We start from the raw sequence: 15045 nt of genomic DNA, 5'->3' as shown, positions 1-15045 counted from the left end.
CACCACGGTATACAGGAATACATCATGCAGTTTGACTGGAGCGCCATCTGGCCTGCCATTCCTCTCTTGCTTGAAGGCGCTAAAATGACCCTGTGGATTTCGGTCCTCGGTCTGGTTGGCGGGTTGATTATCGGTCTGGTGGCCGGTTTCGCCCGCACCTACGGCGGCTGGATTGCAAACCACATCGCACTGGTTTTCATCGAAGTGATCCGCGGCACCCCCATTGTGGTGCAGGTCATGTTCATCTACTTCGCCCTGCCGATGGCCTTCACCGACCTGCGCATCGACCCGTTCAGCGCCGCCGTTGTTACCATCATGATCAACTCCGGCGCCTACATTGCGGAAATTACCCGCGGTGCGGTGCTGTCGATTCATAAAGGCTTCAGCGAAGCCGGCCTGGCGTTAGGTCTTTCCCGTCGCGAAACCATTCGTCACGTGATCCTGCCGTTGGCGCTGCGCCGCATGCTGCCGCCGCTGGGTAACCAGTGGATCATCAGCATTAAAGACACCTCGCTGTTTATTGTTATCGGCGTGGCCGAACTGACCCGTCAGGGCCAGGAGATCATCGCGGGTAACTTCCGCGCTCTGGAAATCTGGAGTGCGGTCGCCGTTGTCTATCTGATTATCACGCTTGTCCTGAGCTTTGTTCTGCGTCGTCTTGAAAGAAGGATGAAAATCCTGTGATTGAATTTAAAAACGTTTCCAAGCACTTTGGCCCAACCCAGGTGCTGCACAATATCGATTTGAACATCAGGCAGGGCGAAGTGGTGGTGATCATCGGGCCGTCCGGTTCCGGTAAATCCACCCTGCTGCGCTGCATTAACAAGCTTGAGGAGATCACCAGCGGCGATTTGATCGTCGATGGTCTGAAGGTTAACGATCCGAAAGTGGACGAGCGCCTGATCCGCCAGGAAGCGGGCATGGTGTTCCAGCAGTTCTACCTGTTCCCGCACCTCACGGCGCTGGAAAACGTGATGTTCGGTCCTCTGCGCGTGCGCGGGGCCAGCAAAGCGGCAGCGGAAGCGCTGGCAAAAGATCTGCTGGCGAAGGTTGGTCTGGCGGAGCGTGCCCACCACTATCCTTCCGAGCTGTCCGGCGGCCAGCAGCAGCGCGTGGCCATTGCCCGTGCGCTGGCGGTGAAGCCAAAGATGATGCTGTTCGATGAGCCAACGTCGGCACTCGACCCGGAGCTGCGTCACGAAGTGCTGAAAGTTATGCAGGATCTGGCGGAAGAAGGCATGACGATGGTGATCGTTACCCACGAAATCGGCTTTGCCGAAAAGGTGGCGTCCCGTCTGATCTTCATTGATAAGGGCCGTATCGCGGAGGACGGGAATCCGCAGGCGCTGATTGCGAACCCACCAAGCCAGCGCCTTCAGGAGTTCCTGCAACACGTCTCCTGATAGCTACACAGAGCCGGGCATGCCCGGCTTTTTTACGCCGGATTGTTCCCAAAAACTCCCCTCCGCTCCCCGCGCTCTATACTTATCATTTTGCACGATATTTTTGTCGGAGGACGCCGTGCCGTGGATCCTGTTGCTACTGTTTAGCCTGTTTAGCGCGCCATCACTTGCTGTAACCCTTCCCGGCGTTACCACCGGAGCCGGAGCCACCGCCACCCAGCAAAATGCGCCGCCAGAGCCAGACGCTGAAAAGAAAAAAGCCGCCTACGGCGCGCTGGCCGACGTGCTTGAGAACGACACGTCCCGACAGGAGTTGATCGATCAGCTGAGGAAAGTGGCCGCCACGCCGCCTCAGGATCCGGTTCCTGCTATTGCGCCGCCGGAAGCCGAAGAAGAAAAAACGGTGCTGGAAAACGTCACCGACATCAGTCGCCGCTACGGGGAAGCCCTGTCGTCGCGTTTTGCCCAGCTCTATCGCAACCTGGTTGGCACCTCACATAAGCCTTTTAATCCTCACACCTTTTCCGCAGCCGCCACCCAGTTTGCTATTCTGGCCGGCGCCGTCTTCATTTTTTACTGGCTGTTGCGCCTGTCTGTCTGGCCGCTTTACCGGAAAATGGGCCAGTGGGGACGCAAAAAGAATCAGCATAAAAGCAGCTGGCTGCATCTTCCGGCAATGATTACCGGGGCGTTTGTCATCGATTTGCTGCTGCTGGCCCTGACGCTGTTTGTCGGCCAGATGCTGGCCGACCGACTTAATACCGGAAACAAAACCATCGCGTTTCAGCAGGGACTGTTCCTCAATGCCTTTGCCCTGATTGAGTTCTTTAAAGCCCTCCTGCGGTTGATCTTCTGCCCGCGCGTGCCGGACCTTCGCCCCTTCGCCATTTCGGATCAGAGCGCCAAATACTGGGCGGTGCGGCTCAGCGTGCTGAGCGGGTTGATCGGTTATGGCCTGCTGGTTGCCGTGCCGATTATTTCCAACCAGGTTAACGTGCAGTTCGGGGCGCTGGCGAACGTGCTGATCATGCTGTGCATTACCGTCTGGGCGCTGTACCTCATCTTCCACAATAAAAAAGCGATCACCGACAGCCTGCTGCACCTGGCCGATCGCTCCCTCTCCTTTTTCAGCCTCTTTATTCGCGCCTTTGCGCTGGTGTGGCACTGGCTGGCCAGCGCCTATTTTATTGTGCTCTGTTTCTTCTCCCTGTTCGATCCGGGCAATAGCCTGAAATTTATGATGGGGGCGACGTTCAAAAGCCTGGCGATTATCGGCATTGCGGCCTTTGTCTCTGGCCTGCTCTCCCGCTGGCTGTCGAAAACGATCACCCTGTCGCCGCAGGTTCAGCGTAACTACCCGGAACTGCAAAAGCGGGTAAATGGCTGGATGACGGTATCCCTGAAGGTGGCGCGTATTCTGACGGTCTGCGTGGCAATTATGCTGCTGCTGAACGCGTGGGGTCTGTTTGATTTCTGGAACTGGCTGCATAACGGCGCGGGGGAAAAGACCGTTGATATTCTTATTCGTATCGCGCTGATCTTGTTCTTCTCCGCCGTCGGCTGGACGCTGCTGGCAAGCCTTATCGAAAACCGTCTGGTGTCGGATGTCCACGGCAGGCCGCTGCCGAGCGCCCGCGCCCGCACGCTGCTGACTCTGTGCCGCAACGCGCTGGCGGTGATCATCAGCACCATCACCATCATGATTGTGCTGTCGGAAATCGGCGTGAATATCGCCCCGCTGCTGGCGGGTGCCGGTGCGCTTGGGCTGGCGATCTCCTTTGGTTCGCAGACGCTGGTGAAGGATATTATCACCGGCATTTTTATCCAGTTTGAGAACGGGATGAACACCGGGGATCTGGTGACCATCGGACCGCTCACCGGCACGGTGGAGAGGATGTCCATTCGCTCCGTCGGCGTACGTCAGGATACCGGCGCGTACCACATTATTCCGTGGTCATCGATCACCACCTTTGCCAACTTTGTGCGCGGCATTGGTTCGGTGGTGGCGAATTATGATGTCGATCGTCATGAGGATGCAGATAAGGCGAAGCAGGCGCTGCGGGATGCGGTGAGCGAACTGATGGAGATGGAGGATATTCGCGGGCTGGTGATTGGTGAACCGTCGTTCGCGGGCATCGTCGGGCTAACGAACACTGCCTTTACCCTGCGCGTGTCGTTCACCACCCAGCCGCTGAAGCAGTGGACGGTGCGCTTCGCCCTCGACAGCATGGTGAAAAAACACTTCGATCTGGCGAACGTGAGAGCGCCGGTGCAGACGTATCAGGTATTATCGCCGCCCGCTTCGCCGCTCCCTCCGCAAGAGCCGACGCTGTAACCGAGCCGGGTGGCGGCTTCGCCTTACCCGGCCTGCGATGGGGGGCTATTTGCGGCGTTTGTTATCGTCCATAAAGGTCCAGGCGATAAAGCGGCTCTGCTTCTGGCCCTGCGCCATCTCTTTTTTGATTACCTTCACCGCGCCGACGTCGGTCAGCGCGCGGTAAAGCGGCGGCAGGTTATCGCCGCGGGAGACCAGCGTGGTAAACCATTTCACCTGACGACCGAAGCCCTTACTCTCGGCAATCATGCGCAAAATAAATGCCACTTCCCCTCCCTCGCACCACAGCTCCTGCTGCTGGCCGCCAAAGTTCAGCGCGCCGTCTTCAGCCTGGCCCAGGTTACGCCGCTTGCGTTCACTTCCCGCACGTGCGGAGGCGGCGGAGTCGTGGAAGGGCGGGTTGCACAGGGTGGCATCATATTGTTCGTTCTTGTGAATAATGCCGTTGAAAATAGCAGCGGCATCCTTTTGACGACGCAAACGAACGGCCCGGCTTAACCCCGGGTTAGCGTTGATAATGGCCTGCGCGCTGGCGAAGGCTTCGGCGCCGATCTCGCTGCCGGTAAACCGCCACTGGTACTCATGTGCGCCTATCAGGGGGTAGATCAGGTTCGCGCCCGTACCGATATCAAGCACGGTGGCCTGTTTCGGCACCACGCCGCCATTGTCATCCGCCAGCAGATCGGCAAGATGATGGACATAATCCGCACGTCCTGGCACCGGTGGGCAGAGAAAGCCATCCGGGATGTCCCAGTGCGTAACGCCATAAAAATGGGCCAGCAGCGCTTTGTTCAGCGTCTTAACCGCCAGCGGATCGGCAAAGTTTACCGACGGTTCACCGGCTGGTGTCTGAACGATAAAATCCTGCAATTCCGGGCAGCTCAGGCACAGGGCTTTCATGTCGTAGCGGCTACGGTGGCGGTTACGCGGGTGCAATCCCGGCTTTAGGGAAGTCATGGCATTCTCCTTTAGACAGCCGCGTAAGATACCCTGTGACGGCGCGGGGGTAAATATCTGTCTGCGCTGCACAAAAAACCGACGAAAATCAGCAACCTGTATGTCTATGATCTGTCAGCAAATTGTCAGAATTTATCGTTCAAAAAATAAGCAGATCATCATCAAATTTTTGCGCTAAATCACGCGCGTCAGGCTTCTAAACTTAAGAGGAATCACCTGTTGTTTCCCCTGAGGATGTGATTATGAAAAAGTATCTGACCTTTATTATTGCGGGTGCGCTGGCAGGCGCATCGTTCTCAGCCTGGTCCGTTCAACCTCTGACCGACAGCAACGACACCAGCCAGCTACGTGCGGCCGGGACGGTCTCTGTCAGCCGGGCAAGCAACCTTGATGACCTTCAGGACAAGCTGGCCGAAAAAGCGCGTCAGGAAGGGGCTAAAGGCTTCGTGGTGAACGCCGCCGGTGGCGATAACCATATGTACGGCACCGCGACCATCTATAAATAACGCCCTCTTTTCCCACACTGCATCTGCCAGGCAGATGCAGTTCTCATTTCCTTCCTTCGCCTTGACTGTGCGTTTTTTAACCCCATATTAAGATGAATGGCTTAAACAGATCAGGAGAACATGATGGCTTCCGGCTGGGCGAATGACGACGCCGTTAACGAACAGATCAACAGTACCATTGAAGATGCGGTCGCGCGTGCTCGCGGTGAAATTCCGCGCGGCGAAAGTTTGACGGAATGCGAAGAATGCGGGGATCCGATTCCTGAAGCACGGCGTAAAGCCATTCCTGGCGTACGGCTATGCATTGCCTGTCAGCAGGAGAAAGATTCAAAAAATGCGGAACATTCAGGATATAATCGTAGAGGATCGAAAGACAGCCAGTTACGTTGACTTTCCTTTACCGAAGTTAACCGCGCCAGCCGTTTACTTTACGCTCACGACTTTTAGCGAAACGCGTAGCAAAACGTGCCCTTCCGATGGCTTCTGTAAAGCGCATCCCCAAGAAATGTCAATTGCGCTTCTGAATTTATTAATAATCAATAAGTTATTTGTCATTCAATTTTTTTGAGCAACCACGTCAATTCTCTTCGATTTTATCTTCCACTAAAAACCGTGATACTTATCACATCGACGGAACATCGTCCCCTTAACAGAATAACCTGCGAGAATTGACCTATGAAAACCATCAAATATGCTGTTGCCGCTGTTGCCCTGTCCGCTCTGTCTTTCGGCGCTTTCGCCGTAGAGCCAGTCTCCTCTACTCAGGCACAGGATCTGAACAAAATCGGGGTGGTGAGTGCTGAAGGCGCGACCACGCTGGACGGTCTGGAAGCCAAACTGGCGGAAAAAGCTGCCGCTGCCGGCGCAAGTGGATACACCATCACCTCCACTAACGGTAATAACAAACTGAGCGGTACTGCGGTTATCTACAAGTAATCGAACGAATTATGCTCCACCCTCACCCTACCCTCTGGTGAGATGCTCCAACCCTCATTGACCCTGTTGTTGTTACCCTTGTTTGCCCGTCCGCCACTGGACGGGCTTTTTTTTTGCTTAAAACGACTGCGCCACGCGCTGCAACCCGGCGTCCACGGACGCCACTTCCCCTGCCGCCAGCAGACAGCAGGCCATTTGCAGCTTGATAGACTGCGGAACCGGCACCTTTCCGGCCAGACACTGTACGATCCAGTGCGCGGTGACTTGCGGATCTTTCGACTCAGGCAGGATCACATCGCTGTTCTCTTCCCCACGTTCCAGCACGACCCGCGTCCCGGCAGGCTCAATCAGCATCAGCTGTGGACAACGCTGCGGGTTGGCGTAAACCTCCCCTTCAGTTCCATGCATCAGCAGCGCTCGCCCGCCGATTTCGGCAAAGAATTGACCGACCCGCGTCACGTACTCCGGATGGGAGACACTGGAAAGACGCAGCGCGGCGTCTTCGGCAAACGGCGTCGCCAGCTTCGCCAGGGTGTGGGCGCTGTTACGTACCCCCATGCGCCAGCGCATGTCCAGCTGCTTTTCCAGCGGCGGGCAGAGCGCGCGCACGGGAATATAGACCGGCTGGTTCCCCTCCAGCTTTGCCTGCGCCTGGCCAGCATGGAGAGTGGGTTCGATGCCTAATAATTCCAGAATGGTTTCTGTCAGCACGCGCGTCGGATCTTCGCTCACGCCATGCACCACCACCGGGAAACCGAGTTTCTGCAACAGAATAGCCAGCAGCGGCGTGAGGTTTGCCTGCTTACGCGCGCCATTGTAGGTCGGGATCACAATCGGCATCGGCTTCGTGACGGGCGGGGTTAAACGCATCGTCTGCGACTGCATGGCCTCATAAAAACCGCGCATCTCCGCCTCACCTTCCCCTTTGATGCGCAGCGCAATCAGAATGCCGCCCATTTCCAGATCCGGCACGTCGCCATTCAGCATATGCGTGTACAACGCACGGGCCGTTTCCTGATCCAGATCGCGAGCATGGTTTTTCCCACGCCCTACCTCTTTGATAATTTTGCGGTAATCCACGACATTTCTCCTGACAGCATCATCTTGTTAACAATATAGCCCGATGAACACGCACCCGATAGTGTTTTGTGATCATTATCAACCTGCTGTTTTCAGGTAAAAAAATAAACTCAAGCACTATTTGCATTATTTGTGATTGGAACTAAAGATTCGTACCTGCCCTTTTTTTGATTAAATAAACATCGGAAAGTTATTAAGGGTCAACGGTAAAAACGTCCAGGCAACGTTTTTGCCAGTAACACATTGGGATTTACTATGAACAAGGTTGCATTAGGGTTGTTTATCGCCACAACGGTGGGATGTTCTGCATCCGCATTTGCGGCAACCAACGGTGAAGGGCAGATTAATTTCACCGGAGAAATTATCGATTCTGCTTGCCAGGTCGTGAATGGATTAAGTAATCCATTAGATGTTCAGTTAGGAAAAGTATCTAAAACGGTATTTACCGGCGCAGGCTCTACCAGCACACTCACGAAGTTTGATATTAAGTTAACCAATTGTCCGGAAACCGTAACCTCGGCTGCGATTAACTTCGGTGGTACCCCGGATGCGGATAATAATGCCACGCTGGCATTAACGCCCGATACCGATGCGGCTACTGGTGTAGCTATTCAGCTAATGGATGCTTCCGGGCAGCCTGTCACTCTGTATACCCCTTCGAAGCAATATCCTTTAGCCTCCGGAACGGAGGTTAACGACCTGGAGTTCGGTGCGCGTTATATTCAAACTCAGGCGGCAGTTACTGCGGGCCCTGCTAACTCTGTATCGACCTTCACCGTTATTTATAACTGATCTTATCAATCCTGAGATATTAATGCTCTTGCGGGCATTAATATCTCATCTTTTTATTGAGAAATCTTTATGCGCCACGGTTATTTACTGAGCACTCTTTTACTGGTAGCAGCCTCGGCACAGGCGGGTGTCGTGATCAATGGCACCCGTCTGGTCTATCAGGGAGATAAAAAGGAATCATCTCTTGGTCTTTCAAACCCAGATACCACGGATTATCTGGTGCAGTCCTGGGTCGATTCCGGCGGTAAAAACCTGGCCAAAGCCCCGTTCCTGATCACCCCGCCGCTTTTCCGACTGGATGCGAAAGAAGATAACGTACTACGCGTGGTGCGTACGGGAGGAAATTTACCGGAAGACAGGGAATCTCTGTACTGGCTGAATATTAAAGCGATCCCTTCCTCAAAGCAGGTTGAAGGCGTAAATACGCTGCAAATTGCCATTAACACCCGAATTAAATTGCTCTATCGCCCGTCAGCGGTAAAAGGCAAACCAGAAGATATGGCCGATAAACTTGAATGGCATCGCGAAGGGAATGATTTAGTGGTGAACAATCCCACGCCTTTCTATATGAATTTTCAGGCCGTCACCCTGAATGGTCAGAAAATCACGAAAGCCACCTGGGCTGTGCCGAAAACTGAAACGCATTTTGCTTTACCTGGCAATGTCGGAGGCTCGACCGTCGTGTATTCCATTATTACGGATTACGGCAGCATCAGCCAGACATGGTCTAAACCCGTTCATTAATAATATTGCCCGGTAATAAAATCATCATGTACCGCCATAAAAAGCCGTTCACCTGCCGATTTTCGTCATTGCTGATGACTTTTTGTTGCCTGGCAATGGCGATCTTTGCGCAGCAGGTTTTGGCTGATGATTATTTTAACCCTGCCCTGCTGGACATTGATAACCCGCAGCAGGAAAAGACCGATCTGTCTGTCTATGAAAAAGGTCCCGGTCAGGCGCCAGGTAAATATCAGGTCGCGGTATTTATCAATAACAATAAAATTGATACCCGTGACGTGACCTTTAACGTAGTTAAAGATCCGCAGGGCACCAGCACGCTTCAGCCTTGTTTTACACTGGACGAATTAAAGAGCCTCGGGATCAAAACGCAAAAATATCCGCAGCTGAGGGCAGAAGGTCAATGCGCCGATCTACACGCCATCCCTTCGGCATCCGCGACCTTTCGCGTGCGCAATCAGCAGCTGCTGCTGAGCATTCCGCAAAAGGCGCTCGGACAGGTGCCACGCGGTTACATCGACCCGAAAGAGTTTGACGAAGGGATCAACGCGGGCCTGCTTAATTACAGCGTCAACGCCAGCCAGAGCCATGCGCGCCAGCAGGGTGAAGAGGATAGCAGCAGCCAGTACGTTAACCTGCGTCCCGGCTTCAACCTCGGGGCATGGCGCGTTCGTAACTACTCCACCTGGAATCGCAGCACCACGGGCCACGAGGAGGAACAGAAATTCACCTCCGTTTATACCTATGCGCAACGCGATATTGTGGCAATGAAAAGTGACGTGACGGTGGGCCAAAGCACCTCACCTTCCGACGTTTTTGACAGCGTCCCCTACACCGGCGTGGAGCTGAAATCCGACAACGACATGCTGCCAGACAGCGAAAAAGGCTATGCCCCTATTATTCGCGGCACCGCCCACAGTAACGCGCTGGTGATGGTCCGCCAGAACGGGTACGTGATTTATCAGAACACGGTCGCGCCGGGCGCATTCGAAATTAACGACCTCTACCCCACCGGCAGCAGCGGCGACCTCCAGGTCACGGTGAAAGAAACTGACGGCAGCGAAAGTCATTTCGTGGTGCCGTTTGCCTCCGTGCCGGTATTGCAGCGTGAAAAAAACCTGCGCTACAGCGTAACCGCCGGGCGTTATCGCTCTTATGACAAAGACGTTGAAAAGACCCCGTTTGCCCAGGGAAGCGCCATCTACGGTTTACCTCACGGCTTCACGGCCTACGGCGGCGTGCAGCAGAGCAGCCACTATCAGTCCCAGGCGCTCGGCGCCGGGAAAAACATGGGCGATCTCGGGGCGTTCTCCATTGACGTGACCCGCGCCAGAGCCCTGCTGAAAAAACAGCAGTCCAGCAAGGGCCAGTCGTGGCGCGTACGCTACAGCAAAGATTTCGCCGGTTCAGGCACCAACTTTTCGCTTGCGGGCTATCGCTATAACAGCAAGGGGTTTTACACCCTGGACGACACTATGGAGTCGTATACCCGCGCTGACGACTGGTCTGCTCCCCAGCAGCGCCGCGCCCGTACAGAAGCCACCATTGACCAGACGCTGCCAGAAGGTTGGGGGTCGGTGACGCTGAGCATGGTGAAGGAAACTTACTGGAGCCAGAGCCAGAACATGACCTCCCTGAGCGTCAGCTACAACAACAGCTGGCACGGCGTGAGCTACAGCCTCAGCTACAGCATGAACAAAAACACCCACGACAGCGATGAAGACGGTAATGAGGTAACAAACGACAACCAGTTCTCGCTGAGCGTTTCGGTTCCGCTGGATCGCTGGATGCATAACACCTGGGCCACGTACAACCTGAACAACACCAAAGATGGCACCACGCAGAACATCGGTCTTAACGGTACGGCGCTGAAAGAAGACAACCTGAACTGGAATATCCAGGAAGGACTCAGCAGCACCGGCAGCGGTAACTCCACCAGCATCAACACCGATTACAAAGCGACCTACGGCGAAGTGAGCGCAGGCGTCAGTCAGGATAAGTATCAGCAGACCCTGAACGTCGGTTTGCAGGGCGGCGTGGTGGCCCACGCTAACGGGATAACCCTGAGCCAGCCGCTCGGTGAAACCATCGCGCTGGTGAAAGCGCCAGGTACGCACGGCACCCATATCACCAACCAGACAGGCGTGGAGACTGACTTCCGCGGCTATACCGTCGTGCCGTTCGTGACCGCGTATCGCCATAACACCATCGCACTGGATACCGAAACGCTGCCGGAGGATGCCGACGTCACCCACGCGGCGCAGATCGTGACGCCGACCCGAGGGGCCGTGGTGCGCGCCAGCTTTACTACCCGCGTGGGTAATCGCGTCCTGATGACGCTTACACAAAATGGTAAACCGCTGCCCTTCGGCGCAACGGTCACCACCGGGGATAAGGACAGCGAATTTATTGTCGGAAATGACGGCCAGACTTACCTCTCGGGTCTGCCACAGCAAGGGCATCTCAACGTTTCCTGGGGACAGGAGGCGAGCGAGCACTGCGTCGCTGACTATGCGCTAACGGATGAGAAAGAGAAAACCAGCATCATTAACGCTGCCGCGCAGTGTCATTGATTACCGTTCAGGCTAACGATTATGCAAATGATTAAACAGTGCTTTTTCTTACTGGTTCTGGGAACCGCCGCGTTATTTATGCCGCATGCGAAGGCGACCTGCACCACGCCGGATCTGCCCAAAATGATTAACGTGGCCTCCATCTCTGTCCCCACGACGCTGGCCGTTGGCGCAACTATCCCGGGGACAGAGCAAAGCGTTCATGTTGCCGGGCACTGCGATCAGAGTATCGACAGCGGTCTGGAAATTGTTTCCTGCTACTACGGCACCGGCGCGGAAATTCCTGGGCTCAGGGGCGTTTATGATTCCGGCGTACCGGGGATTGGGGTCGCACTAATGAACGATCAGGGTCAGCGAATCAGCGGAGCCGGCGGAGTACAGTGCGATTCACGCGGAACGCCTGTTGCCTATGTTTCTACCGATGGCACACAGTCGTTTAACTTTGACGTCACGCTTGAACTGGTGAAAACAAGCGACGCCGTGACATCCGGCACGCTGTTGCAGTCTCAGACCGAATTCGGCATTGGCGTTTTTGGCCATGAAGGGATCGGCAGCCCTAATCATATTGCGTATGCAGGTAACGTCATTTTGCATCAGGTCACCTGCTCTGTTTCGCCAAAAAATCTCACCGTTAATTTGGGCGATTTTCCCGTCAGTGATTTTATGAGCGTGGGGTTTTTATCCAGCCCCGCTCAGACGTTTAATATCACCGTTAACTGTGACACAACCGTTCAGCCTGAGCTAAAAATCACCAGTGCTAACGGGTACGAAACGGCATTTGAGGGAGTGATCAAACTGACGAAGCAGACGGGCATGGCAAGGGGCGTCGGGGTAAGAATGCTGTTTGATGACCATATCGCGACCTTTGACTCCTACGTCAACACCCAAAGCCAGGCCGTTGCCAATGAAACGCTGGATATCCCCTTTCAGGTTCGCTACGAGCAGACCAGCGATGTGGTGACGCCCGGCCCCGCCAACACCGTAGCAACCATCACTCTCGCCTATAAGTGACAAACATGAAAAAGACAATCGCGTTTCTGGCGGTGGGCTTACTGGCCCAGGCTCACGCAGACGACATTCAGATCCAGATGACGGGAAATATTTACGCCAATACCTGCGTCATTGACAGCGCCAGCCGCAACCTGACGGTGGACTTAGGCCAGGCGGTGTCGGGCAGTTTTAGAGACGTGGGGGATACCGGCGAGTGGAAAGACTTTTCCCTGTCAGTATCGCACTGCCCAGCCACGCTGGCGCTTGCCACGGCCTTTTTCTATGGCCAGGCAGACAGCGTGCATCCGACCAAATTTGCCAATATCGGTAGCGCAAAGGGACTGGCGCTGGAGCTGGCAGACCGACAGGACAAAATACTGATTGCCCCGCAGGCCGCCTTTAACGCCGCCATCAATCCGAGCGACCACACGGCAACCTTTCCTCTGTCCGCACGCTACTACGCCACCTCAATGCCCGTCACTGCCGGGACGTTCAGCAGCGTGATTCAGGTGACATTCACTTACCAGTAGGACCGCGCCTCTTTGCACGGATGCTTTTTGTACGCCCGGCAGAGGGTTTTGCCGGGCGTTTTTTTACCTCCGGCACTTCTGGCTGCTCAATCGGGAAGATCGGCAGCGCATTCAGCAGCCGCTGGCCATAGTTTTTGGTGAGCAGACGTTTGTCATAAATCACCACCTCGCCCCAGCATCCGTGGCTACGGATCAGGCGCCCGACCTGCTGGATCAGGTTAAACGACGCCGCAGGCAGGCTTTGCACTTCAAACGGATAACGGTTAAGGCTTTTCAGCCATTCGCCTTCGGTGATCACCACCGGGCTGTCGATGGGCGGGAAGGCAATTTTATGGATATGCACCTGCGTCAGGTAGTCGCCTTTTAAATCCAGCCCTTCCGCAAAGGACTGTAGCCCCACCAGCACGCTACGCTCGCCGTTATCAATGCGTTTACGGTGCGTTTCCACCAGCCGATAGCGCGGCTGATCGCCCTGCACCAGCAGGAGTAAGCGCAGATCGGTGACGTGCTCCAGGAAGCGTTGCATCGCGCGGCCGCTGGCAAACAGCACCAGCATACCGGGGTTTTTTTTACTCTCAACCTGCTCGCGGAAGTAGGCCGCCATTTCCGCAATATGCTGCTCTTCGTTATCGATAAGCGGCTCATAGTTCATGCGCGGGATCACCAGCTTGCCCTGCTCACAGTGGTTGAACGGCGAGTCCAGGGCCACAAAACGGTCCCCCGCTTTCTCTTTCAGGCCGCTCATTTCCTGCAACCTTGAGAAGCTGTTCAGTGAACGCAGGGTTGCCGACGTCACTACCACGTGCGGCACGCTGCGCCAGATCAGCTTTTCCAGCTGATCGGCCACGCGGATGCCCACGCAGTGGAAGAACAGATGTACCTGTCCGTCTCGCACTTCGCGGGTGGCCCACTTTGTCACTGGCGCCCCGGACGCCTGCGCCATCGAGGCCAGCCGCCAGAGTTTGCTCTGCGCCTCAAACATGCCCAGCGCGCGGTTCATTTGCAGCAGAATGCGGTGCAAGCGCACCACGTCATGGGTACCGGTTTTCTCGCTGAGATCGTTTAAGAACATCTCCGCCAGCCCGCGCAGCTTTTCAAGGTGCTTCGCCAGCTGCTGGCAAATCTCCATCACTTCCTGTGGCAACTCCCCCATCGCAAAGCGGTGTTCCGCTTCCTGGGTGGCGGGAAGATACAGGTCAAGGATGTTATTCAGCGAGGCGATGAGGCCGTACACCTCTTCACAGTGCTCGCTCAACCGCTCCGGGACCGCCAGCGGCGGCGTGGTTTTCGGGCGGAACTGCTCCATGCAGGTTGCCACCAGCTTGCAGAACAGATCGAGTTGCAGGCGAAACCACGGGGCGGTAATTTCCGCACTCATCTCCAGCGCATCCCGCGCCACGTCGGGCAGATGATGACCTTCATCCAGCACCAGCAGCAGGTTTTTGGGCTCCGGCAGGACCGCTTCACTCTCCAGGGCAGCCATCACCAGCGCATGGTTGGCGACAACCACCTCCGCTTCCTGAATCTCACGCCGGGCGACAAAGAACGGGCACTCGCGATAGTAATGACAGTTGCGGTTCAGGCAGCTCGCTTTATCGGTGCTGAGCCTGCGCCACAGGTCGTCGCCGATCGCCTGGCTGGTGTGATCCCGCAGGCCGTCCCACCTGTAGCCGTCGAGATCGGCCTTTAGCTTTGCGCACTGCTCCTGCTCCGCCTTGTTGTTTGGCGTCAGCTCGTCATCAAGAAACGCGAGCAGATCCTGCTGGGAGGGTTCACTGCTGGCCAGCGCCGCCAGATTGCGCGGGCAGACGTAACGCCCGCGACCAAAGGCGGCGGTGAAGCGTAAATCCGGGATAATTTTGCGCAGCAGCGGCAAATCTTTGCTGAAGATCTGATCCTGCAAGGCCACGTTAGCGGTACTGACCACCAGCGTTTTGTCTTCTTCCCGCGCGATGGCAATGCCGGGAATGAGATACGACAGGGTTTTCCCGACGCCGGTCGGGGCTTCAATCGCCAGATGTCGTCCGTCGTCCCCGGCGAGCGTTTTTGCCACGTCGGCAATCATCTGCCGCTGCGGGGCTCGGGGGATAAAGTCGGGGATCTGCTGTTGTAGCGCCTTATACCATGCGCCAATTTGCGCCTTGAGCGCAGCGGTTAAAGCCATCGGAAAACCTGAAATACTGTATAAACAGCCACTATTGT

The 15045-nt window shown here is 55.5% G+C and carries 14 protein-coding genes; 11 read left to right on the top strand and 3 right to left on the bottom strand.

Translation table 11 applies throughout. The annotated features are described in order from the left end of the window. Positions 1 to 24: 24 nt before the first annotated feature. The 3 genes from glnP (at position 25) to ybiO (ending at position 3738) form a co-directional block, all read left to right on the top strand. The gene (glnP, locus tag ACOTWU_RS01395; RefSeq protein ID WP_003858462.1) at positions 25 to 684 is read left to right on the top strand and encodes a glutamine ABC transporter permease GlnP; all 660 of its coding nucleotides are present in this window, start codon (positions 25 to 27) and stop codon (positions 682 to 684) included. Then, on the top strand, positions 681 to 1403 hold the full coding sequence (gene glnQ, locus ACOTWU_RS01390; protein WP_006809503.1) for a glutamine ABC transporter ATP-binding protein GlnQ: 723 nt from the start codon (positions 681 to 683) through the stop codon (positions 1401 to 1403). The genes glnP and glnQ overlap by 4 nt, the downstream gene beginning before the upstream one ends. 118 nt (positions 1404 to 1521) lie before the next feature. After that, the gene (ybiO, locus tag ACOTWU_RS01385) at positions 1522 to 3738 is read left to right on the top strand and encodes a mechanosensitive channel protein (RefSeq protein WP_126499056.1); all 2217 of its coding nucleotides are present in this window, start codon (positions 1522 to 1524) and stop codon (positions 3736 to 3738) included. Positions 3739 to 3783: 45 nt separating this feature from the next. Here the strand turns inward: ybiO and rlmF are convergent, their stop codons facing one another. Continuing rightward, positions 3784 to 4695 carry a 23S rRNA (adenine(1618)-N(6))-methyltransferase RlmF gene (gene rlmF / locus ACOTWU_RS01380; protein ID WP_045343727.1) on the bottom strand — a complete coding sequence of 304 codons (912 nt, stop codon included), beginning with the start codon at positions 4693 to 4695 and terminating at the stop codon, positions 3784 to 3786. 242 nt (positions 4696 to 4937) lie between these two features. On the opposite strand from rlmF, the gene mcbA reads away from it, so the two are divergent. The 3 genes from mcbA (at position 4938) to ybiJ (ending at position 6137) form a co-directional block, all read left to right on the top strand. Then, positions 4938 to 5201, top strand: coding sequence for a DUF1471 family periplasmic protein McbA (gene mcbA / locus ACOTWU_RS01375; protein ID WP_003858470.1), 264 nt, complete (start codon positions 4938 to 4940; stop codon positions 5199 to 5201). 123 nt (positions 5202 to 5324) lie between these two features. After that, the gene (locus ACOTWU_RS01370; protein ID WP_220719369.1) at positions 5325 to 5591 is read left to right on the top strand and encodes a DksA/TraR family C4-type zinc finger protein; all 267 of its coding nucleotides are present in this window, start codon (positions 5325 to 5327) and stop codon (positions 5589 to 5591) included. A 285-nt stretch (positions 5592 to 5876) separates the two neighbouring features. Continuing rightward, positions 5877 to 6137, top strand: coding sequence for a DUF1471 family protein YbiJ (ybiJ, locus tag ACOTWU_RS01365; protein WP_003858474.1), 261 nt, complete (start codon positions 5877 to 5879; stop codon positions 6135 to 6137). A gap of 117 nt (positions 6138 to 6254) precedes the next feature. Here the strand turns inward: ybiJ and ybiB are convergent, their stop codons facing one another. Further along, on the bottom strand, positions 6255 to 7217 hold the full coding sequence (gene ybiB, locus ACOTWU_RS01360) for a DNA-binding protein YbiB (RefSeq protein ID WP_017384921.1): 963 nt from the start codon (positions 7215 to 7217) through the stop codon (positions 6255 to 6257). A 255-nt stretch (positions 7218 to 7472) separates the two neighbouring features. On the opposite strand from ybiB, the gene ACOTWU_RS01355 reads away from it, so the two are divergent. From ACOTWU_RS01355 to ACOTWU_RS01335, 5 genes are all read left to right on the top strand, one after another. Next, positions 7473 to 8009 carry a fimbrial protein gene (locus tag ACOTWU_RS01355; RefSeq protein ID WP_023303332.1) on the top strand — a complete coding sequence of 179 codons (537 nt, stop codon included), beginning with the start codon at positions 7473 to 7475 and terminating at the stop codon, positions 8007 to 8009. A gap of 69 nt (positions 8010 to 8078) precedes the next feature. Next, entirely contained in the window at positions 8079 to 8753 is a 675-nt protein-coding gene (locus tag ACOTWU_RS01350) for a fimbrial biogenesis chaperone (protein WP_017693767.1), read from the top strand. 26 nt (positions 8754 to 8779) lie between these two features. After that, on the top strand, positions 8780 to 11323 hold the full coding sequence (locus tag ACOTWU_RS01345) for a fimbria/pilus outer membrane usher protein (RefSeq protein WP_164554789.1): 2544 nt from the start codon (positions 8780 to 8782) through the stop codon (positions 11321 to 11323). A 21-nt stretch (positions 11324 to 11344) separates the two neighbouring features. After that, positions 11345 to 12334 carry a fimbrial protein gene (locus tag ACOTWU_RS01340; protein WP_126499041.1) on the top strand — a complete coding sequence of 330 codons (990 nt, stop codon included), beginning with the start codon at positions 11345 to 11347 and terminating at the stop codon, positions 12332 to 12334. A 5-nt stretch (positions 12335 to 12339) separates the two neighbouring features. After that, entirely contained in the window at positions 12340 to 12843 is a 504-nt protein-coding gene (locus ACOTWU_RS01335) for a fimbrial protein (RefSeq protein WP_015571072.1), read from the top strand. Here ACOTWU_RS01335 and dinG read toward each other — a convergent pair. After that, positions 12830 to 15007, bottom strand: coding sequence for an ATP-dependent DNA helicase DinG (dinG, locus tag ACOTWU_RS01330; RefSeq protein WP_421625752.1), 2178 nt, complete (start codon positions 15005 to 15007; stop codon positions 12830 to 12832). The genes ACOTWU_RS01335 and dinG overlap by 14 nt on opposite strands. Positions 15008 to 15045: the final 38 nt, after the last annotated feature.

It is taken from the genome of Enterobacter cloacae complex sp. GYL001 (assembly GCF_049237125.1).
GTDB classification, from domain to species: Bacteria; Pseudomonadota; Gammaproteobacteria; order Enterobacterales; family Enterobacteriaceae; genus Enterobacter; species Enterobacter hormaechei_C.
The sequence above is the reverse complement of the archived record's forward strand: the minus strand, read 5'-3'. Positions and strand labels throughout refer to the sequence as shown.